The organism is Devosia naphthalenivorans, from assembly GCF_003056355.1.
GTDB lineage: Bacteria > Pseudomonadota > Alphaproteobacteria > Rhizobiales > Devosiaceae > Devosia > Devosia naphthalenivorans.
Genome location: NZ_PYVW01000001.1, coordinates 161,345 through 185,721, shown reverse-complemented (window position 1 = coordinate 185,721; position 24,377 = coordinate 161,345). Strand labels below are relative to the sequence as shown.

The 24,377-nt window shown below is 60.6% G+C and carries 28 protein-coding genes and 1 tRNA gene; 11 read left to right on the top strand and 18 right to left on the bottom strand.

Going from position 1 to position 24,377, the window contains the following annotated elements:
- Positions 1-203: 203 nt before the first annotated feature.
- From rplL to secE, 6 genes are all read right to left on the bottom strand, one after another.
- The gene (rplL, locus tag C8264_RS00990) at positions 204-578 is read right to left on the bottom strand and encodes a 50S ribosomal protein L7/L12 (protein WP_108459084.1); all 375 of its coding nucleotides are present in this window, start codon (positions 576-578) and stop codon (positions 204-206) included.
- Between the two features lie 59 nt (positions 579-637).
- The gene (gene rplJ, locus C8264_RS00985; protein ID WP_108459083.1) at positions 638-1,159 is read right to left on the bottom strand and encodes a 50S ribosomal protein L10; all 522 of its coding nucleotides are present in this window, start codon (positions 1,157-1,159) and stop codon (positions 638-640) included.
- Positions 1,160-1,637: 478 nt separating this feature from the next.
- Positions 1,638-2,330 (bottom strand): 50S ribosomal protein L1, encoded by a 693-nt coding sequence (rplA, locus tag C8264_RS00980; RefSeq protein WP_108459082.1) that lies wholly within the window; start codon positions 2,328-2,330, stop codon positions 1,638-1,640.
- Between the two features lie 4 nt (positions 2,331-2,334).
- Complete coding sequence (rplK, locus tag C8264_RS00975; RefSeq protein WP_108459081.1) at positions 2,335-2,763, bottom strand: 50S ribosomal protein L11; 429 nt, start codon at positions 2,761-2,763, stop codon at positions 2,335-2,337.
- 171 nt (positions 2,764-2,934) lie between these two features.
- On the bottom strand, positions 2,935-3,465 hold the full coding sequence (gene nusG / locus C8264_RS00970; RefSeq protein ID WP_108459080.1) for a transcription termination/antitermination protein NusG: 531 nt from the start codon (positions 3,463-3,465) through the stop codon (positions 2,935-2,937).
- Positions 3,466-3,503: 38 nt separating this feature from the next.
- Entirely contained in the window at positions 3,504-3,698 is a 195-nt protein-coding gene (secE, locus tag C8264_RS00965) for a preprotein translocase subunit SecE (RefSeq protein WP_108459079.1), read from the bottom strand.
- Between the two features lie 255 nt (positions 3,699-3,953).
- Between secE and C8264_RS00960 the strand changes: the two genes are divergently transcribed.
- The 5 genes from C8264_RS00960 to C8264_RS00945 all read left to right on the top strand — a co-directional run bounded on the left by C8264_RS00960 (position 3,954) and on the right by C8264_RS00945 (position 6,909).
- On the top strand, positions 3,954-4,235 hold the full coding sequence (locus C8264_RS00960; protein ID WP_108459078.1) for a hypothetical protein: 282 nt from the start codon (positions 3,954-3,956) through the stop codon (positions 4,233-4,235).
- A gap of 64 nt (positions 4,236-4,299) precedes the next feature.
- Positions 4,300-4,599 (top strand): hypothetical protein, encoded by a 300-nt coding sequence (locus C8264_RS00955; protein ID WP_108459077.1) that lies wholly within the window; start codon positions 4,300-4,302, stop codon positions 4,597-4,599.
- Between the two features lie 186 nt (positions 4,600-4,785).
- A complete protein-coding gene (locus C8264_RS00950) occupies positions 4,786-6,279 on the top strand; it encodes a sensor histidine kinase (protein WP_162783395.1) in 1,494 nt (497 codons plus the stop codon).
- A gap of 143 nt (positions 6,280-6,422) precedes the next feature.
- Entirely contained in the window at positions 6,423-6,593 is a 171-nt protein-coding gene (locus C8264_RS22015) for a hypothetical protein (RefSeq protein WP_162783394.1), read from the top strand.
- 76 nt (positions 6,594-6,669) lie between these two features.
- Complete coding sequence (locus C8264_RS00945; RefSeq protein WP_108459075.1) at positions 6,670-6,909, top strand: hypothetical protein; 240 nt, start codon at positions 6,670-6,672, stop codon at positions 6,907-6,909.
- Here the strand turns inward: C8264_RS00945 and C8264_RS22695 are convergent.
- The 5 genes from C8264_RS22695 to treZ all read right to left on the bottom strand — a co-directional run bounded on the left by C8264_RS22695 (position 6,893) and on the right by treZ (position 9,963).
- Positions 6,893-7,015 (bottom strand): hypothetical protein, encoded by a 123-nt coding sequence (locus C8264_RS22695; protein WP_281261428.1) that lies wholly within the window; start codon positions 7,013-7,015, stop codon positions 6,893-6,895. The genes C8264_RS00945 and C8264_RS22695 overlap by 17 nt on opposite strands.
- Before the next feature lie 37 nt (positions 7,016-7,052).
- Positions 7,053-7,304, bottom strand: a complete 252-nt coding sequence (locus tag C8264_RS00940) for a hypothetical protein (protein ID WP_162783393.1) — start codon at positions 7,302-7,304, stop codon at positions 7,053-7,055.
- 215 nt (positions 7,305-7,519) lie between these two features.
- Positions 7,520-7,595, bottom strand: a tRNA-Trp gene (locus tag C8264_RS00935).
- Between the two features lie 57 nt (positions 7,596-7,652).
- Entirely contained in the window at positions 7,653-8,045 is a 393-nt protein-coding gene (locus C8264_RS00930) for an MAPEG family protein (protein WP_108459073.1), read from the bottom strand.
- A 73-nt stretch (positions 8,046-8,118) separates the two neighbouring features.
- On the bottom strand, positions 8,119-9,963 hold the full coding sequence (treZ, locus tag C8264_RS00925; protein WP_245892885.1) for a malto-oligosyltrehalose trehalohydrolase: 1,845 nt from the start codon (positions 9,961-9,963) through the stop codon (positions 8,119-8,121).
- A gap of 158 nt (positions 9,964-10,121) precedes the next feature.
- Between treZ and treY the strand changes: the two genes are divergently transcribed.
- From treY to C8264_RS00900, 5 genes are all read left to right on the top strand, one after another.
- Positions 10,122-12,566 carry a malto-oligosyltrehalose synthase gene (treY, locus tag C8264_RS00920; protein WP_162783392.1) on the top strand — a complete coding sequence of 815 codons (2,445 nt, stop codon included), beginning with the start codon at positions 10,122-10,124 and terminating at the stop codon, positions 12,564-12,566.
- Positions 12,567-12,773: 207 nt separating this feature from the next.
- On the top strand, positions 12,774-13,454 hold the full coding sequence (locus C8264_RS00915; protein WP_108459070.1) for a hypothetical protein: 681 nt from the start codon (positions 12,774-12,776) through the stop codon (positions 13,452-13,454).
- A 111-nt stretch (positions 13,455-13,565) separates the two neighbouring features.
- Positions 13,566-14,792 carry a polysaccharide biosynthesis/export family protein gene (locus C8264_RS00910; protein WP_108459069.1) on the top strand — a complete coding sequence of 409 codons (1,227 nt, stop codon included), beginning with the start codon at positions 13,566-13,568 and terminating at the stop codon, positions 14,790-14,792.
- Positions 14,789-15,556 (top strand): endo-1,3-1,4-beta-glycanase ExoK, encoded by a 768-nt coding sequence (exoK, locus tag C8264_RS00905; RefSeq protein WP_108459068.1) that lies wholly within the window; start codon positions 14,789-14,791, stop codon positions 15,554-15,556. Before C8264_RS00910 ends, exoK begins: the two co-directional genes overlap by 4 nt.
- Positions 15,557-15,573: 17 nt before the next feature.
- A complete protein-coding gene (locus C8264_RS00900) occupies positions 15,574-16,467 on the top strand; it encodes a polysaccharide pyruvyl transferase family protein (RefSeq protein ID WP_108459067.1) in 894 nt (297 codons plus the stop codon).
- Here the strand turns inward: C8264_RS00900 and C8264_RS00895 are convergent.
- The 7 genes from C8264_RS00895 to C8264_RS00865 form a co-directional block, all read right to left on the bottom strand.
- Positions 16,464-17,936: a lipopolysaccharide biosynthesis protein gene (locus tag C8264_RS00895; protein WP_108459066.1), complete on the bottom strand. Its 1,473-nt coding sequence runs from the start codon at positions 17,934-17,936 to the stop codon at positions 16,464-16,466. The genes C8264_RS00900 and C8264_RS00895 overlap by 4 nt on opposite strands.
- Entirely contained in the window at positions 17,933-18,913 is a 981-nt protein-coding gene (locus C8264_RS00890; protein WP_108459065.1) for a glycosyltransferase, read from the bottom strand. The genes C8264_RS00895 and C8264_RS00890 overlap by 4 nt, the downstream gene beginning before the upstream one ends.
- Complete coding sequence (locus C8264_RS00885) at positions 18,864-20,156, bottom strand: O-antigen ligase family protein (RefSeq protein ID WP_162783391.1); 1,293 nt, start codon at positions 20,154-20,156, stop codon at positions 18,864-18,866. The genes C8264_RS00890 and C8264_RS00885 overlap by 50 nt, the downstream gene beginning before the upstream one ends.
- Complete coding sequence (locus C8264_RS00880; RefSeq protein ID WP_108459063.1) at positions 20,153-21,346, bottom strand: glycosyltransferase family 2 protein; 1,194 nt, start codon at positions 21,344-21,346, stop codon at positions 20,153-20,155. Before C8264_RS00880 ends, C8264_RS00885 begins: the two co-directional genes overlap by 4 nt.
- A 23-nt stretch (positions 21,347-21,369) precedes the next feature.
- Positions 21,370-21,750: a hypothetical protein gene (locus tag C8264_RS00875; protein WP_108459062.1), complete on the bottom strand. Its 381-nt coding sequence runs from the start codon at positions 21,748-21,750 to the stop codon at positions 21,370-21,372.
- A gap of 12 nt (positions 21,751-21,762) precedes the next feature.
- On the bottom strand, positions 21,763-22,434 hold the full coding sequence (locus C8264_RS00870) for a sugar transferase (protein WP_108459061.1): 672 nt from the start codon (positions 22,432-22,434) through the stop codon (positions 21,763-21,765).
- Positions 22,435-22,851: 417 nt separating this feature from the next.
- Positions 22,852-23,034 (bottom strand): hypothetical protein, encoded by a 183-nt coding sequence (locus C8264_RS00865; protein WP_108459060.1) that lies wholly within the window; start codon positions 23,032-23,034, stop codon positions 22,852-22,854.
- Positions 23,035-23,465: 431 nt separating this feature from the next.
- Between C8264_RS00865 and galU the strand changes: the two genes are divergently transcribed.
- Positions 23,466-24,377 (top strand): UTP--glucose-1-phosphate uridylyltransferase GalU, encoded by a 912-nt coding sequence (gene galU, locus C8264_RS00860; RefSeq protein WP_108459059.1) that lies wholly within the window; start codon positions 23,466-23,468, stop codon positions 24,375-24,377.

Sequence of the window (24,377 nt, the reverse complement as noted above, 5' to 3'; positions counted from 1 at the left end):
CCGTAAACGCCAAACACCCCATGGTCAAAAACCATGAGGTCCAATGGACGTCAGCGTGTCTCAGACATCGAAATCGTCATATATTCCGCAAATTGGCGCCTGCGACCCATCCTATCGGTCCGGCGAATCATCTCGCATAAAAACGAGAATGCAAGACGGCACATAGCGCGCCGTCTCGCAAATTTCAAGTCAAGTAAACGAGATTACTTGAGTTCGACCTTGGCGCCGGCAGCTTCCAGCTTCTTCTGGATGTCTTCGGCTTCAGCCTTCGAAGCGCCTTCCTTGACGGCCTTGGGAGCTGCTTCAACCAGCGCCTTGGCTTCGCCGAGGCCCAGACCGGTGATGGCACGGACTTCCTTGATGACGTTGATCTTGTTTTCGCCGAAGGAGGCGAGGATCACGTCAAATTCGGTCTTTTCTTCAGCAGCAGGAGCGGCAGCACCACCAGCAGCGGCAGCAACAGCAACCGGAGCAGCGGCGGAAACGCCCCACTTTTCTTCAAGCATCTTGGACAGCTCGGAAGCTTCCAGAACGGTCAGGGCAGACAGGTCGTCTACGATCTTGGCGAGATCAGCCATTTGATAAATCTCTCTTTATGATGTTCAGTTCAAACCAGCCCTCGGTGAGGGCCATGGGGTTACGCTGCTTCGTTGCTCTTTTCCGCATGCGCGGCCAACACGCGCGCGATACCACCAGCCGGTGCGACGATGACGGACGCGATACGCGTTGCGGGCTGCTTGAGCATCCCGGCGAGCGTGGCGCGCAGTTCATCGAGCGAAGGCATGGTCGACAACGCCTTGACGCTATTCGCGTCCAGCGCGGTCTTGCCCATGACGCCACCAAGAACGACGTATTTCGCGTTCTTGTCAGCGAATTTCTGCGCAATCTTCGGCGCAGTCATGGGGTCTTCCGCATAGGCGATGACGATCGGACCCGTGAACAGGTCCGAAATATCAGCGTGGTCGGTGTCTTTAAGAGCAAGCTTGGCAAGACGGTTTTTAGCGATCTTCACATAGCCACCGGCACCCTTCACCTCACGGCGAAGAAGCTCCAGATTGGCCACGGTCAGACCGGTATTCTGCGCAAGGACGATCGATCCAGCGCCCGAGAGGGCTGACTGAAGCGATGCGACAAGCTCACGCTTTTCCGCTCTTTCCACTGCTAGTCTCCACATTTAACCCGGCGAAGAAGCGCCGGGTCATTGCCAATTGCTGCCCTCCGATCTCCCCGGAGGGAGGAGAGGAGCAACGGTTACATGCCTGTCAACCGTGCTGCCCGAAAGGGCAACTGGCCTGGTTCGAACCGCAATCACCCTGCCCTTGCGGGCCAGGAAAATTCTGGTCTTCACCCCATCTATGCTGGCGTCTGTGGACATTAAGCCAACCCAGATTGGTTGGCACCGGCAGTCTCGGACAGGACTTATGCTTCCCTTGCGGGAGGCAATCCGGGCGGTCGAAACCGCCTGGAATTCGATGTCGGGGAGATCACCAGGATCACCCCACCCACAGCGTTTCCTTCGGACTTGATCCGAGGGCCACTATCAGCCCGGCCCTCGGGTCAAACCCGAGGGAAACGCCGGTGCGTGCTGCAGCGCCCGACCTCGTGGTTCGACAAGCTCACCATGAGGTCTTCGAAACTTACATCGCCGAAGCCGGCTCCACATGTACGCCTGGGCCCATGGTCGAAGACACGGCGACGCGCTTCACATAGGTGCCCTTGGCTCCAGCTGGCTTGCTCTTCTGCACGGCGTCGGTGAACGCCTTGATGTTCTGCAGCAGGGCTTCTTCCGAGAAGGAAACCTTGCCAACACCAGCATGCAGGATACCGGCCTTTTCCACGCGGTATTCAACAGCGCCGCCCTTGGCCGACTTAACGGCGCCGGCAACGTCAGGAGTAACCGTGCCAACCTTGGGGTTCGGCATCAGGTTACGCGGGCCCAGGATCTTACCCAGGCGACCAACGATCGGCATCATGTCCGGAGTGGCAATGCAACGATCGAAATCGATCTTGCCGCCCTGGATCTGCTCCATCAGGTCTTCAGCGCCAACGATGTCGGCACCGGCCTTGCGGGCCTCTTCGGCCTTGTCGCCACGGGCGAACACGGCAACGCGCACGGTCTTGCCCGTACCGTTGGGCAGATTCACGACGCCGCGGACCATCTGGTCGGCGTGGCGCGGATCAACACCAAGGTTGATGGCGATCTCGATGGTTTCGTCGAACTTGGCCGAAGCGCGTTCGCGAACCATCTTGATGGCTTCATCAAGCTTGTAGAGCTTGTTGCGATCGATGCCTTCGCGGGCCTTGGCGATCTTCTTACCGACTTTTGCCATCCTCTTAGCCCTCGACCTGAATGCCCATGGAACGGGCAGAGCCGGCAATCATCGACACGGCAGCATCGATATTGTCAGCGTTGAGATCCTTCATCTTCTTTTCGGCGATCTCACGCAGCTGGGCTGTGGTGATCGTGCCAGCCGATTCCTTGCCCGGAAGCTTGGAGCCGGACTTCAGGTTCACGGCCTTCTTGATGAAGTAGGTCACCGGAGGCTGCTTCATCTCGAAGGTGAAGCTCTTGTCGGCATAGGCGGTGATCACGACTGGAATGGGCGAGCCCTTTTCCATTTCCTGCGTGGCAGCGTTGAATGCCTTGCAGAATTCCATGATGTTCAGGCCGCGCTGACCGAGGGCCGGTCCGATAGGCGGGGATGGCGTCGCGGAGGCCGCGGGCACCTGTAGCTTTACGTAGCCAACGATTTTCTTTGCCATTTTTCGTCCTTTCTAATGCCTGCCAGAAGCAGGCGTTTGACGCCGTGGTGCGAGGCTGATGGGCATTGGCATGCACCCTGCTCTCCCACGGTTTTTCCAGCACGAGGCTGGGAGCGATTTCGGCCGAGGCCGAAACGCTGGGCCATTTTGGCTTGCGCCAAAAGGCTGAGATCAGACCTTTTCGACCTGACCGTATTCGAGCTCCACCGGAGTGGGACGCCCGAAAATCGACACTTCCACCTTGAGGCGGGCGCGTTCTTCGTCGACTTCTTCCACCACGCCATTGAAGCTGGCGAAGGGGCCGTCCGACACACGCACATTCTCGCCCACTTCAAAGGAGACGGAAGGCTTGGGATGCTCAACGCCTTCCTGCACCTGCTGCAGGATGGCCATGGCTTCCTTTTCCGAAATCGGCATCGGCTTGTTGTCCGAACCGAGGAAACCAGTGACCTTGGGCGTGTTCTTGATCAGATGGAATGCCTCGTCGGTCATGTCCATCTTGACCAGGACATAGCCCGGAAAGAACTTGCGTTCGGCATCGACCTTGCGGCCGCGGCGGATCTCGACGACCTTTTCGGTCGGCACGATCACGTCCTCGAACAGATGTTCAAGCTTCTTCTGCGCAACCTTCTGGCGAATGTCTTCCGCCACCTTGCGCTCGAAATTCGAGTACGCCTGAACGATGTACCAGCGTTTGGCCATGCCGCGTCGCCGCTCCTAATATTCTCGTTTTGACCCGACTAGCGGATCGACAGCATCAAACCGACCAGCCATGAGATGAGCTGATCAGCCAGCAGGAAGAACAGGCTCGCAAAGGCCACAAGCACAATGACCATGATCGTGGAGATCAGGACTTCGTTGCGGCTAGGCCAGGTGACCTTGGACGTTTCCTGCCGGACTTGCTGCAGGAACTGGATCGGGTTCTGTCGGGCCATATGCTAAACTACTCTTCGGCGTTTTGGTGCAAAACCAAAGGCCGCGCAGGAATCCCACACGGCTGGAGACTGCGTATCTAGAGAAACTCGCCACCAATTGCAACAGGGTTCAAACCGGAGTTTTGACGGCCGCCGGCGCCACATCCGAATCAAACATTAACGATTCGTGCAGAATTTCCAGAATCCGGCTTGATTCGTTTCCCTGGTTGGACTTTGATCCAATTTCGGCGAAAAAATGGCAGAGGGGCACTGGCCATGGGGTTCGGGGATACTTCGTTTGACGTGAAGGGCTGCGAGGTCCGCTATTATGGACCGCACAAGCTGATCGCTGGTCGGATCACCGGCGTCGTCCGGGTTCACATCGAAGAGCGTTTCATGGGCACGCTGACCAATTATAAGCTCGACCTCAAGGTGAAGGCCGATGTGGGTCATGTCGCTTCCAACGAAGTGCGGACCGCCCTGCTCGCGCATGCCGCCCACCAGCTCAACAAGCTCAAGGCCCGCCACACCTACAAGGTGCCTATCGCCGCAGAGTGATCAGGGTCAGCCTTGTATCCTTGTCAGGCATGGACCAAATTCATGTCCTCAGGAGGATTTGGCTATGACCAAGGCTATAGCACTCGCCGGCGTGCTGACGATGCTTCTCGGCAGTGCTGCCATGGCCGCCTGCCCCACCAGCGTGCCGGGCAATACAAGGGAAGCGATCCGCGCCAACGAGCAGCGCGTGCTCTGCCTGCAGCAGGAAATCGAGCAGGACACACGCATGCGCAAGCTAGAGTCCGACATCAGGGCCAATGAGCGCGCCATCCAGTCTTTGCAGATGCAGCGCCGCTTCGACAACTTGCCCCGCGTTCCCGCACCGAGCCCTTTTACCCACCCTCAACCGTTTGTGCGGAACTGAGCCTGACCCCAGGTAGGCGAGCCGATCTCATCGTGACGTTCACGTCCGATAAGTGACGGCCTCAAAACAATAATTGACTGCGCCCACCTTCAATTTATAGTCGCCTCGATAACCGAGGAGGCTCCTCTGGCTCGTTCTGCTGCCAACCGGCCAAAGGGTATCTCTGCGATACCGGTGATCCTCGGCTTGCTCCTGGTATTCCTGGCGGCGTTTGCCGGCATTTTCGGATTTTTCCTGCAGCAAGGTATTCGCACCAACCAACAGCGCCTTGAAGAGCGTTCTGCGGCAGCGGCGCAGGTGGTCGCCAACAACGCGTTCTGGATCGACCAACTGGCCCAGCAAACCCTCAGGCGCGTCGATGCTGCCATAGGCCCCCAGATGCGGGACCAGACGCGCATTGATCTGGTGCTGGAGGGTCTTCCGGCGCAGGCGGAACTCTATGTCGTCGATCAGGCCGGCGGAACGCTGTTTTCGAGCGTGGACGGCGCCGACAATGTTTCCATCCGGGATCGCGACTACTTCACGCAAGTGCGCGATGGCGCGCCTTTCGCAATGTCTTCCCTGATCGTCAGCCGGCTGACGACCGAGCCGATCTTCGTATTTAGCAAACGCATCGAGCGCGACGGCAGATTCGCCGGCGCCGCCATGCTGTCCTTTCCGGTCGATGTGGTCAGGGACTTCTGGGCGATGCTCGATTTCGAGGACGCCTCCACCATCAGCCTTGTCAGGACGGATGGCATGCTGATCGCGCGCTTCCCGCCCACGGAAGGGCCGGTAGATCTGTCCGACCTGCCGCTCTTCCAGGAGTATCTGCCCGAGACACCCGTCGGGACCTATACCTCCGAAGCTTCTCCGCTCGACGGCGTTGCCAGGGTTGTCAGCTATCGGCTTGTGGAGGGTACGCCGATCGTTGCATTGGCCTCGATTTCCTCGCAGCAAACCTGGAACACATTCCGCAACGGAATCTTTGCGGTATTTCTTATCGTCTCGCCAATCGTACTGGGCCTGGTGGCTGGCTCGATATGGATCGTACGCCTGCTGTATCGTGATGCTGCCTGGGGCAAGGCGCTCGAACAAGCTATCGACGCCAACAATCTGCTGTTCCGGGAAATCCACCATCGGGTGAAGAACAATCTTCAGTCGGTGCAAAGCCTGGTCGCCTTGCAGGAAATGCCGGACGGTGCCAAGCGCGACTTGCGTAGTCGCCTTGCGGCGATGGCCGCGATGCATACCCATATTTATGAATTCGATAGCTTCGATGACATCGACGCGCACGACTATGTACCAAGCGTGGTCAACGAGGTGGTGGCGGCCTATGGTGCCAATCTGGAGGTCGTCTATGACATCGAGCATCTGCGCGTGGACCGGGACCATGCGACGCCGCTTGCCCTATTGCTCAGCGAACTGGTGACCAACTCCATCAAATACGCGTTCCAGGATCGTGCCCCGGGAAAAATCCACGTCAGCATCAAGGCCGCGGGACCGGGCCGCGCGGACCTGGTGGTCTCAGACAATGGGGTCGGATTGAGCACTGACGGCACGACGCCCGGCATGGGCACGCGCCTGCTCAAGGGGGTCGTTGCGCAGATGTCTGGCACCTACACAGTTACATCCGACGACGGCGCCAGGTTCTCGGCCAACGTGGCGCTGGAGACCTCTGGCCACACCGCTGGGATTTGAGAGCGCGTCGCGCTTGGCCGGCCCCGGGTACATCACGCTTCTCGGTTGCCGCCGCCTCCTGCCTTTGGAAGATTGTTTCGACGCTGTGATGGACCTCATGCGCGGCCCTGCGCGTTGAGTTTTGCCAGCCAAGGAGAGCCTTCATGAGCAAAACTGAGAAGAAGGGTGAAGAGTCCGTTCAACAACGCGGCAAACAGAGTGCAAGCCCGGCTCCAAACAAGGATCAAGATAGCCAGACCAAGTCCAAGAGCGAGGACATTGCAGGTGCCGAAGGCCCGCTTTCTGCCGGCGCCGACGAAGACACCTACGACTAGGACGAGCCTATGTCGCCCCAGCCACCCTGCAGTGGACAATGAAAATCCGGGATGACTGAGAAACGGAGAACAAGCGATGACCAAGGCAAAGCTCACTCAAGGCACTAATGATCGGCCAAAGGACGCGACAATCGCTCAGACCGGAGCGGGAGCGCCGGATGACACCGGCAAGCCGCTCTACATTGATGACGACGAGGCCGCTCGCATCGAACAGAATATCCGCAATTCGGGTGAAGCTGACCCTGGAGAAGCCGAGAAGAAGCTCAAACGACAGGTGCAGCAAGACATCGAGTTGCCACTCAAGGGTTCCGCGTAGCCAGGCCGAAACCGAGGGCAAACGAGACGATCAACACCGCCAGGACCAGCAGGACCAACGCCAGAATGATCGTGCCGACAGAGCGCCTGCCCCTGTTGTTGGCCATGATTCACTCCGCTGTTTCCGGTGCACCATCGGGCCGGTCAGGGGTGGCGCCCTCGCCAGATCAATTCGGTTCGGCCATCGTCTCCTGGCGCATAGACCGCTGCCGGACGGCTCCGGTCACCAAAAGCGTCGATGAGCTTGAACGCACATTCAATGGCTTCCTGCTTGGTGTCACAGGGACCGCAGGGCTTGCCTTCCACATCGATCCACCAGGTGCCCTGAATCTCCACGACAATGTAGCAGCAGGTGCAGGCCGACTTTGACGTTTCACTCCGCTCGATGAAATTCATGGGACCCTCCAGCACACTCCCATTGCTGGTATGCGAGACGAGCGCCAACAGCTCCATAGATCATTGGGTTGCGCAATTGCGCTATGTTAAGCGGGAGGTGATGTGATTAGGGCGCGCGCAGCTGCCACAAACGAAGACGCTTGGCTTCGTTGCTCGCCGCAGCGGCAGCGGAGCCCAGAGGCTCCGAAACTATCGTCAATGTCATTGATTGTGCCTGGCAGGGGCTGGGGGACTCGAACCCACGACCCTCGGTTTTGGAGACCGATGCTCTACCAACTGAGCTAAACCCCTTCAGGCGAGGCTGTGTCTAATGGCAATAGCGCAAATTCGCAAGACCCTTCGCGATGACTAGCTCCAGATATGCGTAACCAGCGGAATGGCGATCAGGACATTGCCAATGAGGCTGATGAGAAAAAAGATGGACCGCCAGGGCGACAGGGCCTTCATGTAGCAAATCAGATGGGCGATGCGGGCCACGAAGTAGGCGCCTGCCCCCAGGAGCGACAGCCAGCCCTGCTCGTCGAAGACGATGCTGAGAATGGCCAAGGCGAGGAAAATTGGCAGCGTTTCCTGGAGATTGGCGAGGGCGCGGCGGGAGCGCGAGAGCTCCGGAGTGGGTTCGGGCAGATTGTCTCGAGGTCCCATCTGTCCCTCCGGGCCGATCTGATCCGCGAGGAACTTGCCCGGCAAAAATGCTTGCACGAGCAAGAGAACAAGGACCAGAAAGATCATCAGCAGCATGATTTACTCACCATCGCATCAAGGGCACTGGATTCGGAGGACGTCCGCGTTTCAGCAGCTTACTGGTAGCAGGTCAGGAGGCTAGTTCCACTGTCCAAAGAACTGTCCAGGGCCCAAGGCTGGCTTCTTCCGAATAGCCATGCAGCCAGATACGCCGCCCTCGAATCTGGGGGACATCGTGCTGGGTATCACTTGCTAGATTGGCGTAGAGGCGGAGCGTCGCTCCTCCGGCCAACGACCAGGATACGGCGACTGCCTTTGGGCCAATCACCTCGTAACCTGAGGAGAAACCTTCGAGGCCGGCGAGGCGCGGGATGATTTCCATGCGCCGCACGTCGATGAGGTTGCGATAGAACTGCAGCCATTCGGCATGCTCACGCAAGCCAAGCGCTGACCAATCGAGGCGCGCGGATTCAAAGGTCGACCTGAGCGTCGGATCGACGGTTTCTTCCACCGCGGGCTTGGCCGGATCATCATGCTCGGGCGTGCCCTTGAGCTCTTCCTGACGTCCCTTGAGAACGACATCGCGCATATCCGGCGGCACATCGGCGAAATAGGGGAAGTGCCGCTTGGTAGCCCACTCTTCGCCCATGAACACCATCGGGATCTGAGGAGACAGCAGGTAAACCGAGGCAAGCGCACGCACCGCGTCGGCGTTGGCGATTTCGGTGATGCGATCGCCCTTGATGCGATTGCCCACCTGGTCGTGATCCTGCATGTAGACCACAAAGCTCGTGCCCGGCAGGCCGACACTAGGCTCCCCCCGGTGCATGCCCTCGTGCGGCTTCATCTCGCCCTGGTAGGCAAAACCTTCGGCTAGGGCCCGCCCCAGCTTGTCGCTGCGCTCTTCGAGATGATCGAAATCCGCGTAATAGCCGGTGTTCTCGCCGGTGGCAGCCGAATGGAGCAGGTGATGCACGTCATCGTTCCATTGCGCCGTGTAGTGGACCGGAATGAGGCTGCTGTTGCGCTTGAGCCAACTCTCCTGGTTCTCGGCGTTCTCGAGGATCAGATGCGTGTAGTGCGCCGGGCGCGCCGAACGAATCCGTGCGGCGAGGATTTCCAGAATATGGGTGGTGCTGTCATCTTGGATGGCGTGAACGGCGTCGAAGCGCAGACCGTCAAAATTAAACTCGTTGACCCAGTACAGCGCATTCTCGATGACGAACTCGCGGACGACCGAGGCGCCCGCCCCGTCATAATTTATGGCGTCGCCCCAGGGACTGGTGTGGTTCTTGTTGAAGATGGGCGCGATGGCCGGCAGGTAATTTCCGTGCGCGCCAAGGTGATTGTAGACCACATCCAGGAAGACCATCAGCCCCCGCCCATGGGCGGCGTCGATGAGGGATTTCAGGTCATCGGGTGTGCCGTAGCTGGATTCTGGAGCATACCAGGCCACGCCATCATAGCCCCAGTTGAAGCTGCCGTAGAAATCGGCAATCGGCATCAGTTGGATGGCGGTAATTCCGAGCCTGACGAGGTGGTCCAGCTTGCCGATGACGCCCCGAAACGTGCCCGCCTCGCTGAACGTGCCGACATGCAGCTCGTAGATGATTGTTTCTTCCCATGGGCGGCCTACCCATTCGACATCGGTCCAGCGGAAGGCGCGGCCGTCCACGACCTGGCTAAAGCCGTTGACATCTTCGGGTTGATAGCGGGACGCGGGATCGGGGATCTCTGTGGCGTCGGGCAGCACATATTTGTAGAGCGTCCCCGCAGTAACACCTTCTGCTTCCAGCCGGTGCCAACCATCGCCAATGGCTTCCATGGCCAGATTTTTGCGTTTGCCTTTGAGCTTGAGCGAAATTTGCTCGTGCAGCGGTGCCCACAGTTTGAAGCGCGTCCCGCCATCAAATACTTCTGCGCCAAAACGCATGGCATGATTGCGGACGACCGAGACGGGTTTTGCTGACTTCATGTTCCCCCGAGTGGCTGGCGCAGAAAGGTAAGTTGATCGACCAGCAGTTCGGCAACGCAACCATGCTCCGGGCAGTTCCGACCCTGACGCATGCCTATCATGCGCAACCCTTACGTTCGTCTGCCGTTGCGGCTTACTGTTTGGAGGCCCTCGATAACATGACGATCCCGCTCGCCACCTATCGTCTGCAACTGAACAAGGATTTCACATTCGGCCACGCGCGAACCCTGGTGCCCTATCTTGCAGATCTCGGCATCAGCCACGCCTATCTCTCCCCGATCCTCAAGGCGCAACCGGGCAGCACGCATGGATACGACACTGTCAATCACAGGCTCATCAATCCTGAACTCGGCACCATCGAGGATTTTCGGGCGCTGGCGAAAACGCTGGCTGACGCGGGGATGGGCATCATCCTCGACTTCGTGCCCAATCACATGGGCGTTGGGGGATCGCAGAACTGGCTTTGGTTGGATGTGCTCAAGCACGGTCCAGAGAGCCAGTATGCAGATTGGTTCGACATCGACTGGAACCCGCGCCGGCCTGACCTCGCCGGCAAGCTGATGGTGCCGTTTCTGGGCACGAGCTATGCCGACGCACTGGCCAATGGCGATCTGCAGCTCAAGGTTGATGACGATGGTTTGGCAGTGTGGGCCTATGGCACCGAGAAACTCCCCATCCGCACCCAGGATCAGAACGCGATACTGAACCGTTACGGGTCACTTACAGCCGCCACCGCGGCCCTCAACGGCAACAAGGGCGAACCCACCAGTTGGGCGGCGCTGGACAGCCTCATCGGCGACCAGCATTGGCGGCCGATCCACTTTTCAACGGCCCATGACGAGATCAATTACCGGCGCTTTTTCATCAACAGTGAACTGGCCGGTATTCGCATTGACCGCCCGGAGGTGTTCGACCACGCCCATCAGGTGATATTCTCGTTGATCGATGAAGGTCTGGTGGATGGCCTGCGCATCGACCATGTGGATGGCCTGCTGGACCCCACGGGATATCTCAAGACGCTGAAGGAAAAGTCGCCGCGAACGATCTATCTTGCGATTGAGAAAATACTGGCTCCGCACGAGCAGCTTCGCGCCGATTGGCCTGTCGACGGCACCACGGGCTATGAGTTCGGAGCACAGTTGACCCGGGTACTGACCAGCGCCGCCGGAGAAGAACAGGTAACCAAAACATATCAGGACTTTGTCGGAGCCGTCCCGGACCCGCACGAGGAAGCCTACCATTGCAAGCTGCGCGTGATGGAACATGAACTCGCCGCAGAACTGGCTGGTCTTGCGCGCTGTCTTGCCGATCTCGCCTGGTCGGCACCCGCGACGAGGGATCTGAGCGAGCACGGACTGCGTAAGGCGATGCGTGAAACCATCGCGCATCTGGGCGTCTATCGCACCTATATCGACGATCAGGGCATCAATGACCGGGACCGGCGCGAGATCAGCCTCGCACTTGGCCGGGCGCGGCAATATAAGCCGCATTACCTGCCTGCCCTGTTCAACTTCATCGAACACCTGCTGCTGGGTACGCTTGGAACCGAATACGACCCCAAGCTTGTGGCTGCGGCAGTTGGGAAGTTCCAGCAATATACCGGCCCGGTCATGGCCAAGGGGCTCGAGGACACCGCGCTGTATCGCTACAACCGGCTGGTGTCGCTCAACGAGGTGGGCGCCCATCCGGATCGGTTCTCGCTCGACATAGCGGCGTTCCACGACGGCAATCAGCGCCGTCTTGCCGGTCACCCGCTTTGCCTGCTCGGCACTTCCACGCACGACACCAAGCGCGGCGAAGACACCCGCGCCATGATCGGCGCCATCGCAGACCGTCCGGACGTTTGGGACAGCGCGGTCAAGCAGTGGCGCGACATGCTTGGGTCCGACTACATCCACCCCAATGACCTTTATCTGTTCTTTCAATTGCTGCATGGCGGCTGGCCAATCGCCGGCGATACCGCCCCACTGGCCGAACGGCTGAAAGGCGCCATGGAAAAATCCCTCCGCGAGGCGCGGGAGCGCAGCGACTGGGGAGTCAACAACACCGAATACGAAGCGATGGTCGCCTCGTTTATCGACAATGCGCTGGGCAATGCGGACTTCATGGCCTGCTTCCATGAACTGCGCACCCCACTGGTGCAGATTGGCCAGCGCAAAGCCTTGATCCAGGTGGCGCTGAAGCTGACAAGTCCGGGCGTTCCGGACATCTACCGCGGCGCCGAAGATTGGGAACAGAGCTTTGTCGATCCCGACAACCGCCGGCCGGTCGATTTTTCCGCTCTTAGGCGACGCCTTGCAGGCCCGAACGGTCCGGTGGACCAGAAGCTGGTGCTGACGCAAAAGCTGCTGCGCTTCCGCCAATCGCACCCTGAACTTTTCACCCACACGAGCTATCAACCGATCGACATGGGGGAAACCACCCTGGCCTTCCTGCGCGAAGCTGGAAACGCCCGGCTGCTAGTGATGGCCGACCTGTCGCCGGGGCACGATGCTGGACTTAGCCTGCCCCAGAATTTGGCAGTTCAGCAGTGGACCGACGTGATCACTGGTTCAGCCTATTCGTTAGGGGAGCGGCAGAGCGTGCTGGTGCTATGGCAATAGGGAGGATGCGGACGCATGGCCGGCAAGGTGCTGACGGCATTGGAGCATCTGCCTCGATTCCGCGCCCTACCCCGCCATGCTGCGGCCGGATTTGGCTTACATATCGATTACGTACAATTGCGTGGCGCGGTTCGACGCGGGATGGCCGCCCAGCCAACTGACTGAGAGTATCCTTTGGTTCAAAACCGATACACGTTACTTGAGCACGTGGGCAATCCAAATGAGTGGCGTTACACTTGGCAGATCAGGGACGACATAACGTCATCCAGCACCTGCGAATTCTGCGGACGGACAGCCCAACGGCTGACCTACGAAGTTAGCCACGACACACGCACCGCCTGGATCTGCGAATCCTGCGTCAGCCGCTATAACATCGCCGCGGACCTCGATGGCGAACCGCTGGGGCCAAAGGCCGCCCGAGGCTACGCGCATGGTCTGACGGCGCGCCTCAAGCAGCAGACTTGCCATGACATTATCCGGAGCGTGCAGGCAGAACTCCCGACCCCGGAGTTGGAAGAAGTCGCTGTCTATTTCGACCGCAACGTACAGCTTTCCCCTCAACATGCGGCGCGGCTGTTTGCAGCCCTGGCGCAGATTGGCCATGAAACCATCGCCTCGGTCTTCGAGGTCCAGACGCGGAGCAAGGCACATCAGCAGGAGTTCGGTGAACTTGCCGATGAGCAACGCAGGCTGGTGTGGAATGCTCTGTCGCAACAACAGCGACGGCGTCTGACATCCTTGGGTTTTGCCCCTTCGGGCGTGCAGATCACCAGGCGATCCGGGCGCAAACCGCCGCGCGTGGAGATCCAGTTGGCCGCCCCGCGCATACCTGTTGTGAGTGAGGCGGCAGGCGTTGAACTAGTTCCCAAAAGCAAGCCTGCTCAGTAGTTTACCGGGAAAAACTACCCCAAAGGCCAGATAGCGCCCTACCGGTGCCCCATTGCGGGCACGATCGGTCCCGACAATCCTTGCTACGACTATCAGCAGCAAGGATGGGACATGATTTCACCCCCCGGCCACCTTCGACATGCCATGCGCGCCGCCGGCCTTGCCCTCGGGCTGGCCGCGTTTGGCTCCGCCTACGCCGCCACGCCGTACATGCTGGGCGTGTCGGACAAGGTGAACATCAAGGTGGTGCAATGGAAAGCCGCCGATTCCACCTTCGAGGAATGGGCGGCCCTGGGTGGCGAATATGTCGTCGGGCCCGATGGCAATGTGAACTTTCCCGCAGTTGGCGCTACCGAAGGCGCCGGCAGGACAACTGCTGAACTAGCCGCTACGCTCGGCGACGCCCTGAAGCAGACGTTGGGGCTCAGCACCGCTCCGACAGTCACGGTAGAAGTGGCCGCATACGGGCCCATTTATGTGTCTGGCGATGTCGGCAGTCCCGGTGAATACCCGTTTGCGCCTAATCTGACCGTCGCCAAGGCACTAGCTTTGGCTGGTGGCGAACGCCGCGGCGCCGAGGTCCTGGCGCGCCCTGAACGGGAGATGCTGACCACTTCCGGCGCCCTGGACGTTCTGCAGGAAGAGTATCGCCGGCTGACGATCCGCCGTGCGCGTCTCGACGCCGAACTGGCGGGCGAGCAGCAGATTGCGGTTCCGGCAGAGCTTGCGGAGGCGGATGATCTCGAAGCGCTTCTCGCTGCGGAAACGGCAATCCTCTCGGCGCATCGGCGGCAGGCCGAGGCGCAATCGACCTCGCTGACTGACCAGGTCTCGCTGCTCAACAGCCAGATCGATGCCTTTCGCCAGAAGGAACAGGGCACGCAAGAGCAGCTGGAAATGGCGCGCGCGCAGTTGGACAAGATCGCGACGCTTTCCGATGATGGGCTCGCTCTGGCCTCTCGGGTTGCGTCCCTCCAGACCAATGTTTCCGATCTGGAATCTCGGCTGCTGGATACCCAGACCACAACGCTGCAGGCGCAGCAGGATATTGCCGCTGCCGAGCGCGAGCAGGCGCAATTGACTGATCAGCGGATTTCCGACCTTTCGCTCGAGCGGCAGACCGTGGACGGACAGATTGCCGCGCTGCAGCTCAAGATCGCAACACAGCAGGGACTGGTGCAGGAGGCGGCGCTTTATACCGGTGTCACGTTGCCCGGCGAAACTGCCCCCACCTACACCTACGTCATCGTTCGTGATGACCAGGAAGTGCCCGCAGACCCAACCACCCCGCTCGTCGCAGGCGACGTCGTGGTCGCCCGACTGGAGTTGACACAATGATCACCAAAGCCCTTCTCATTGCCGCCGGTGCCTTGACGCTGGCGCAGCCTGCCTTGGCCCAGGGCGCGGCGTTCCATGATGATTTCGACCAGCTCGACCAGTCCCGCTGGTATGTTTCGGATGGCTGGAGCAATGGTGCACACCAGAACTGCATATGGTCCGCCGATCAGGCCAAAGCCTCAGATGGCATGCTGCAGGTCGGCTTTGCCCCGGAGCCAAAGGGCGATCGGCAATTTCGCTGCGGTGAAATCCAGACGCGCACGGCCTATGGCTACGGCACATTCGAAGCGCGCCTCAAGACGCCCGCTGGTTCAGGGCTCAACGCTGCGTTCTTTACCTATATCGGCCCGCAGCAGAGCAAGCCGCATGACGAGATCGATTTCGAAGTGCTGCTGCGCAATACCGGCCAGGTGGACACCACCACCTTCGTCAACGGCAAGAGCGGCGACGGCGAGACCGGCAGCGGCCAGTCTCACACCCTGCCCCGGTCTTCGGATAGCGACTTCATCACCTATGCCTTCACCTGGGAGCCGGACCGCCTGCGCTTCTACATCGACGGCGAACTCGTCCGCACAATGGACGATCCAAAAGCCATTCCGAGCAATCCCCAGCGCATCTTCTTCAGCCTGTGGGGCTCCGACACGCTGACCGACTGGATGGGCGCATTCGCACCCGTCTCTGCGCCCATTGCCATGGAGGTCGATTGGGTGGCCTTCACTCCCCTTGGCGAAAGCTGCGCGTTTGACGACTCCATTCTCTGCTAAGACGACAAGGACAATTGATGAAGCTGGTTTTCTTTCGCGGCAAGGTGCCGAACTTTGGCGATGAGCTGAATCTGCACGTCTGGCCGGCGCTGCTGCCGCAGGGTTTTCTCGACGAAGACGAGGACGAGCTTTTCGTCGGCATCGGCTCGATCATCGGCAACCATCTGCCGGCCAAATCGCGCAAATTCGTCATGGGTTCGGGTTATGCGGGCTATATGGGCCTGCCCGATGTGCATGACGGAAGCTGGGACATCCGCTTCGTTCGTGGCCCCAATACCGCCAAGACGTTGAAGATCGACCCCAACCTGTCCATCTGTGATAGCGCCATTCTCTTGCGCGCCATGGAACTTCCGGCTCCGGCAAAGAACGTCGGCGTCGCCTTCATGCCGCATTATGAAAGCCTTGAGCGCGGCAATTGGGCCGAGGCTTGCCGGCAGGCGGGGATCACCCTGATCGACGCCACCGAGCCGGTCGAGAAGGTGTTGAGCCAGATCCGCGGGGCACGACTGCTCGTCACCGAAGCCATGCACGGCGCCATCGTCGCCGATGCCCTGCGCACGCCGTGGGTCGGGGCGCGTCCGATCTATGGCGGCCACCACAAGAAATGGCTCGACTGGGCGGGTGCGCTGGACATCGACGTGCGCCTCAATACGCTCAAGCCCAGCAGCGTGCTTGAATATTATATCGGCAAGACCGGCCGCGGCGGAGCTCTGGGCAAAGTCGGGCGTGTGAGCGCTTCGCCATTGGCGGGTATTCCCAACCGGATACTGACCGACATCGCAGCCCGGCATCTGGATTCAATGGCCCGCATCGAGCCGCAGTTGAGCAGCGACGGGATGATCCAGCAGGTGACCGAGCGTGCCCAATCGGCGGTGGATGAGTTTGTCCGCAGTCGCGTGGCTGCCGCTTAAGACCGGCGGCGCAGGAAGCGTAGCAGGGGGCCGATGCGGCCCCGCCCCAGCAGCATGATCAAGGCGCCGTAGCTCACCGCTCCGGCGCCTATTGTTGCGCCGAGCCGAACCACAGTCTCAGCTTCGGCCAGTTCCTGCTGCACCAGCCAACCGCAGCCCCACATGAGAAGCGTCGCGGCCACGGGCAGTGCGAACGTGGCGAGATAGGCCCAGACAGAAACGTCCAGCAGCTTGACCACCATGCGAACCGCCAGCAGCCAGAGCAGGCAGTTAAGGATCACCAGCGACGTCGTCAGCGCCACCACACCCCAGCCAGCGAACAGGAAAATGTACAGCACGGTGACGGCTTGCTTGCCCAAGATATAGTAGAACCATAGGTCCGCCTGCCCCTGGCTGCGGATCAGCGAGGATTGCAATATGCCGACGGCCGTTAGCAGCCCCAACACGCAGAAGGCCTGCACGACCGGCACGGCTGAAAGCCAAGCCTCGCCGAATGCGAACGGAATGAGGTCGGGCGCCACCAGCGCCAGCCCGGAGAATACCGGAAAGGCCACCACGGACGAGGCAAACGTGCCCAAAAGGTAGGCCTCGCGCAGCTTGGCTGGCTCGCGCTGCATGGACGATAGCAACGAATAGGAAACCAGGTTCAGGGCGCCGGACATAAGATCGGTGAGAATCTGGAAGATGCGGCGGGCGAAGCTGTAGATGCCGAGCCAGTTGGGGCCCATCAGTGCGCCGATCAGCAACTGGTCGACATTGAGCGTAGTGATGAAATGGCTGCCGTTGGAGAACAGGCCGAAGGCACGAAGATCGCGCAGTGCGGACATGTCGAACTGCCGTCCCGGCAACCACCGCGCCCCGACCAGCGCGGCCAGGCACGCCGCAATCGAGCCCGCTAGCTGCGAGAAAGCCAGCGCCCAGATGCCCAAACCGGCCCAGAGCAGGCCTAGGCACACGAGGGCCGTAACAACGGACGCCACCGTGGTGCGCAGCGCCAGCATCTTGAAGGACATGGTGCGCACGATCAGCGCGTTAGGCACCGCCGCCGCCATCTCGAAGATGACGCGGGCCGCGACCAGCGGAATGAGCAGCGCCAGTTGCGGCTGACCGAACGCCTGCGCGAGGAGCGGCCCCGAACCGCACAGCGCCGCATAGATGACGAGCGCCGCACCGGTGCAGAGCCAGAACACCGTATCGAGGTGAACGGAGGTGATCTTTTCGCGCTGGATCAGGGCCTCGCGAAAGCCTGCGGGCGCGACGGCAACGCCGATGCTGGCGATGCTGACGGCGAAGGCGACGATGCCGAATTCGGCAGGCGTCAGGACGCGGGAGCTGGCCAAAAACACCAGGAAACCCAGGGCTCCCGGCACAAAGCTGCTGACCAGCGACCATAGCGTTCCCTTGATCGCGGCCGACGCCCGGCCCCTGGTGAGGTGGTCGCGGGTGGCGGGTTCTGCGGCGATGGTCATTGGCGGGAGGCGACGAACTGGTCGAACTCGGGCGTCAGGCGGCCGAGGACGCGGATCATCAGGCCGCGGGCGCGCAGCCGGAGGGCATCAAAGTGGGAGACATGGCGCGTAAGCTGTTCCGATATAAGGGCTTTTCCGACATGGGTGGCGCGCACGCCGGCTGGGGCGGCAAAGCGTGGATTGGTCATGAAGGCGGCCCGTTGTTCTGGACTGGTCTGGTCCCAGACCATGCGGCGAAGGGCCTGCACGCTTCGCTTTAGATCGAGTTCGCGACGAAGGTACCCCGCATTTAGCTCCGCATTTCGTGTAGTTTGCTCCGCATTTTCTGCCCACACTGCGAGCGGCTCCATGGCGACGTAAACCGGTTCGGTGATGGAATAGGTGCGCAGATATTCCTGCAGCGTCGCGGTGCAGGAATATTGGATCTCGAGCGGCGATCTGGTCCGCACCGACCAGAACAGGCCACCGTTGGAAACGCCGATGCCGGCCAACAAGGCCAGGCGGAATTCATCGGCTGCAAAGCGCCCTTCCGTAAACAGGTCGTCGAGCACGCCCACCGTACCGACGCGGGCAGAAGAGGTGCCGCTGGAATATTCGATCACCTGGTTGCGCAGCACGATCTCGACGCCCTCCCGTCGCGACAGGGCGATGTTGTCAGCGCAAAAGCTCGGCATCAGGAAATTATCGTCCTCGACCACACAGAAGAACTCCGCGCCATGCGGGTTCTCGGCAGTGAAGCAATGGTCGATATTGCGCGAGGCGAACAGCTGCGGCTTGTTGGCGGTGTAATGGATGCGCTTGTCGCCCAGGGCTTCCACGACGGCGCGACCGGCCTCGGCCGGGTCATCATCGTAGACGTCGCAGACCCAGTGCGGCGAACTCTGCGCGATCATCGACTCCAGCGCCCGGCGCAATGCCTCGGGACGCTTATAGGTCGGGGTGCGGAAGTGGACGAGGTCGGGCTGGTACTGCGACATGGCTCAGTAGTCCTTTGGAAAGGTGCGGCCGCCTTGGGGCAGCCGAAGGCCGGCGCAAGGCAATAAGCCCGGCGGCGGCATATATGAGGGTGGCGACGCCCATGATGGAGCGGATGGAGAATTCGAAGAACACCTCCACCTCGATGAAGCTGCGCAGGATCATCAGCGTCTGCAGGGCCAAAAGCAGGGCATTCGGCGCATTGGGCCGCGCGAAGGTCAGGGCCGCCATCAGGATCGCGCCGCCATACATGATAGCGATCTGGAGCCCGAGGCCAATCAGGCCGATCTCCACGGCGTTGGAAATATAGGTGTTGTGAAAGTTGAAACCGGCCCCGGAAGGCACGCCGAACATGGCCCAGAGCTCTTCGGCCGGAGCGAAGCCAGTGACCCAGAACGAGCGATAGCCCAGGCCTTGAAGTGGCCGCTCGGCGATGTAGCTGAGCCCCGTTGCCCAAAGGTCCGTGCGCCCGGTCAGGGTCGCGTCCTTGCCCGATCCTTCGAGAATGCCGGCGAGCAGCGTATCGCCCATGGTTATGACCACGAGAGCGAAGGCAGCACTGATCACCGTCAGCATGACGATCAGGAAGAGCCGTTGCATGCCGCTCAGGCGAACCGAGAGGATGCTCAGCAGGACAATGGCAACGCATGGCGCAACCATGAGGCTGGCACCGGCCGACTGCGCCAGGGCGAGCAGCGGAGCCGAAGCGACAGCCCCCGCGGCGCCGAGGAGGCGCAGCACCCAGTTGGAATTCTCGTCCGCGGCCACGGCAACCGCGATCAGGGCAAACACCGCGATATGGGCAGCGAAAGCATTCTTGCTGCCAAACACACCCAACCAGACACCGCCGGTGCCGGTGCGGCCAAACAGAATGCTGGCGATTACCCCGATGCCATAGACAATGAACATCATGCGCATCAGCGAAGCAGTCGACAGCCGCCCCGTCAGCACGATGGCAACGACGAAGGTGAAGGTCAGTTGCAGCCCGTAACGCAAGGAGTTGCTGGGATATTGCGACCACAGCGCCGTCAGCAGGCAAAAGGCGGGCAGCAGCAATACGAACCACCAGCGGCGCAGGCTATCGATGCTGGCGGCAGGATTGCTGACGATCAGCAACCCGCCACACCCTAGAAATGTCAGGGCCGCGAGCGAGCCGAACATGGCGTTGAGCACCAGGGCGGCAAAGGCGCCGAAAGCCAGGATGTAGGCCTGATCTATCGTCACGCGCAGAGGGGCCGTGTTCATGATGCGACCTCCGGCTTGTCGAGGATCGCCTCTGGAATGAAGCCGGCGGCGTAGCGCCCCGCCTGATCCAGCGCGACACAGCGCCCTTTGGCGTGAGCCGCCAGTTCGCACCATGTCGAGCGCGGACGAGGGATTGACCAGTCGACCAGGTGGGGAGGCACATAATCGGGAACCAGTTTCCCCGGGCCGGAGGTGCCCTGCCCGCCAAGGACGATCAAATCCCGGCTCTGGGGAGCAATTGGTTGCGCATTCCGGCGCCGGCGTCCCTCGCTGAACGAAGCCCAAAGGCGGAGCAGATGAGCTGGGTCGCGCAGCAGCAAGGCCAGCGCATCGGCTGGTTTGCGCTGCTTTATGCTGGCGACGAGTTGCTCGTAGCGCAGTCCCGATCGCAGTTCTGAAAGCCGCCGGGCGAAGGCGGCCGAAAGCTCAATTGGTAGGGGTTGGTGCGCGTCAGCCAGATCCTGCTGGCGCTGGGCCATGGCCTCCATGTCCGGTACGGAAAGGCGATGCGAAATGGATGCGGAATGCCGCCGGTAGAGGTAGAACGGCTCCGGCGCGATTACCATGCGCGCGCCCGCCAGCAGCAGGCGGAGTACGAAATCGTAGTCCTCGCCAATACGCAGGGCTTCGTCATAGCGGAACCGGGTGAGGCGTTCGGCACGGATCATCGGCTTGAGGTAGCCAAGCGCCGGCGAGCCATCGAGGCCGGCCAGTACCCAATCCTGCGCCGAAACCGCGAAACTGCCGCGCGCTTCCTCGCCCAGCATCAGACGAGGAGGACTGCCATCCTCATGGAACAACAGCAGGTCATCCGCCACGATATCGGCGTGGTGGTGCGCTGCTGCGGCAAGGAGCCGCTCGAAGCGCTCGGGATGGATGATGTCGTCAGAGTCAACGATCGCGACCCATTCGCCAAGGGCAACAGCCAGGGCCTGGTTGCGGCAATGGGCCGGCCCCCGGTTGGCGGGGTTCTCGATCAGGCGAATACGTGGGTCCGCAGCCATCCTGGCACGCACCAGTGCGATGCTGTCATCCTGGGAGGCGTCGTCACTGACGATCACTTCCAGGTCCGGCATGGTCTGGGCAAGCACGGATTCCAAGGCGGGCACGATCTTGTCGCCCGCCTGGTAGTTGGCCATGATCACGCTGACGCGCGGCCTGGCCGAAGCCTGTCCGTTCAGGGGCTGCATGCTACTGGTCTGCCGCGCCGCCTTCAGGCGACGCCTTCGCTGGGCTGGGCATCGGTGGCAAAGGTGCCGTTGACTTGCGCCAGCAGGCCTTCGAGCTTCTCGATCTGGACATCGAGATGCGCGACGCGCCGGCGGGCGCGCGCGGCGCTGTTCTCAGCCGAACCGATGGCAGCTTCGTCCGTGCGATTGCGCTTGCCGTAATCTGGCGAATTGTCCAGCAGCGATGCCGCCTGGGCGTAGTAGAGGTTCATGCGCTGGCCCAATCCATCACGCTCGCGGCGGGCGTCTGCCAGCGCCATGGAAATGGCATTGCTGATCGTGCCGAGGCGCGCCTCGTCCGTTTCGGCATCGCGGCCGGGATTGCGGGTGCGGAAGGCACGAGGACGAAGTGAAAGCAGTACCATTTTGGTCTCCTTTTACCGACTACCGGTGCGCAGAACGACGACCTTGACGGTCTTGAGCATGATCACGAGATCGCCAATGAACGACCACTCGCGGACATAGAGCGTGTCGAGCTGGACACGCTGCTCATAGTCAACGTCGCTACGACCGCTGACCTGCCACAATCCGGTGATGCCCGGGCGAACGGCGGCGTAGTGCTCGATCTGATCGGCATAGCGGACCACCTCGTCCTGGACGATAGGGCGCGGGCCAACGAGGCTCATGTCGCCCTTGATGACGTTGATGAGCTGGGGCAGCTCATCAAGGCTGGTCACGCGCAGGAAGCGTCCGAGCGGGGTAATGCGGGGATCGTCGCGCAGCTTCTGCGTCGCTTCCCATTCGGCTCGCGCCTGGGGGAACAATTCCAGGTGGCGGCGCAGCGCTTCCTGGGAGTCGACAACCATCGAGCGGAACTTGAGGCACCGGAACCTCTTGCCGTTTTGCCCGATCCGCTCATGCGAAAACAGGATCGGTCCGCGGTCGGTAGAAAACATGATGACGGCGATGAAGAACATGGCTGGCAGCGCAAACAGCAACATGGCCGTAGCAACCATGACGTCGAAGGTCCGCTTTGTGCCGAGCCCTCGCTTCGTGCCGGAATTGGACTGCCCGTCCGGTGGGCCGACTTCAGCATTTGTGATCGACATGACGCTCTCTCGCAAAGTTTGAGACTTTGAACATGCGGCGCTTCCCCGTTCGTCTGGACATTGGACATGGATCGCGAAGGCACACAGGCGCGCACGTGATCCAGGCACATCGAAGTCGTCAGTTCGCCCTTTCGCCGGGCGCGCCGTTCATAACCGCGCCCCGTCCTTCACTGGACGATGCTGCGCTGTCGAGGTCAGGCAAACATGATCGGAAATGCGAGGCAACGCCCGGGGCGCATAGCTGCGATGCGGGCCTTCGTCATAAATTTACCCAAAATCGCTGTCCGAATTCATAGGCAAATCAGCGGGTAAAGTCAAAAGAGCCAGGCTCTGGCAGGTCTCAAAGACTATCTGTGGAGTTGTTCTTAGCCGGCCAAGCCGTGCAAATAATGCAGGACTGAAAAGCTGAGATACGGCCTACCAGCCAAACAGGAACGCCACGCCATTCCACAGCAGGTAAATGCCGACCCAAGCCAGCGCCATGACGCCGATGGCAACCAGGCCCCAGGGCCAGGGGAGCGTTGTACGATCACGGGCAGAGGGGGACGCCACTAGCCGGGCGTCGCGCGCTCGGCCGTCATCAGGCAGCTTTGGCTCCACAAAAACCTCCCCACGACGCCGTTACGGCCCTCGGCAGCGATAGCTGGCCTATCTTCTGCCGGACACCCTCAGCGCCCCACAACTCTCTACCAACTTCGGGTAAATACAACCCTCACGCCAAAGGGCAAATAGGACCTTCGATCACGTCTGCGTTGAGGAAGCGCCCCGCCTGTTCTCTCCGGGCCGTTCATCTACTTGGAACTGGGGCTGCCAACTCGAATTTACTGTAAAGTTCTTAGATCAACTTGAAAGAAAACATGACAGAGCCGTGACAATACGGCTAAAATCTGACCTAATCACGTTGAAGCTGGGCAAGCAAGATCAACAGCATATCTGCAATCGAGCCATGCAGCTTCACCAGCAATTTTAGGTGGCTGGACTTGCCGGGTCATGGTCCAATTCACTCGTTTTCTCATTTCAAGGAGAGTGAATTGCCAAAACGTGTAACGACTGCCGTATTTCCCGTTGCAGGACTGGGAACCCGTTTCTTGCCTGCGACGAAGGCCATGCCCAAAGAGATGCTCACAGTCGTCGATCGTCCGCTGATCCAATATGCGGTGGATGAAGCGCGCGAGGCGGGAATCACGCACTTCGTTTTCGTGACCGGCCGAAACAAGGGTGTCATCGAAGACCATTTCGACCGCCAGTTCGAGCTCGAAGCGACGCTAGAGGTTCGCGGCAAGACCGGCATATTGCGTGAACTGCAGCGCGACCTGCCCTCGGCCGGCCGCACCAGCTTCACCCGGCAACAAGAGCCCCTGGGGCTCGGCCACGCAGTATGGTGCGCCCGCGATATCGTGGGGGATCAACCCTTCGCCCTGCTTCTGCCAGACATGCTGTTCAAGGCCGAGCGCGGCGTGCTCAAGCAGATGATGGATACCTACGAAGCCACCGGCGGCAATGTCGTCGCGGTCGAGGAAGTGCCCATGGCCGAGGTATCCTCCTACGGCGTTGTAGGGCGCGGCGAAGGCGACGATAAAAGCTTCCGCATCAATGGCATGGTCGAAAAACCTGCAGTGGCGGATGCGCCATCCAACCTCATCATCTCGGGCCGCTACATTCTGCAGCCGGAGGTATTCAACCTGCTGGCGGACCAGCCGCGCGGCGCCGGTGGCGAAATCCAGATCACCGATGCCATGCAGACATTGATGACGCAGCAGAATTTCACCGGCGTCAAGTATGACGGCCAGTCCTTCGACTGCGGCTCCAAGATCGGCTTCCTCACCGCCAACGTGGCCTATGCGCTGGATCGCGAAGATATCGGCGACGACTTCCTGGCGGCGCTCGCCCGGCTGGGCCTGAACGAGACGCTGACCGAAGGCTTCAGAATCGCCGCTGAATAA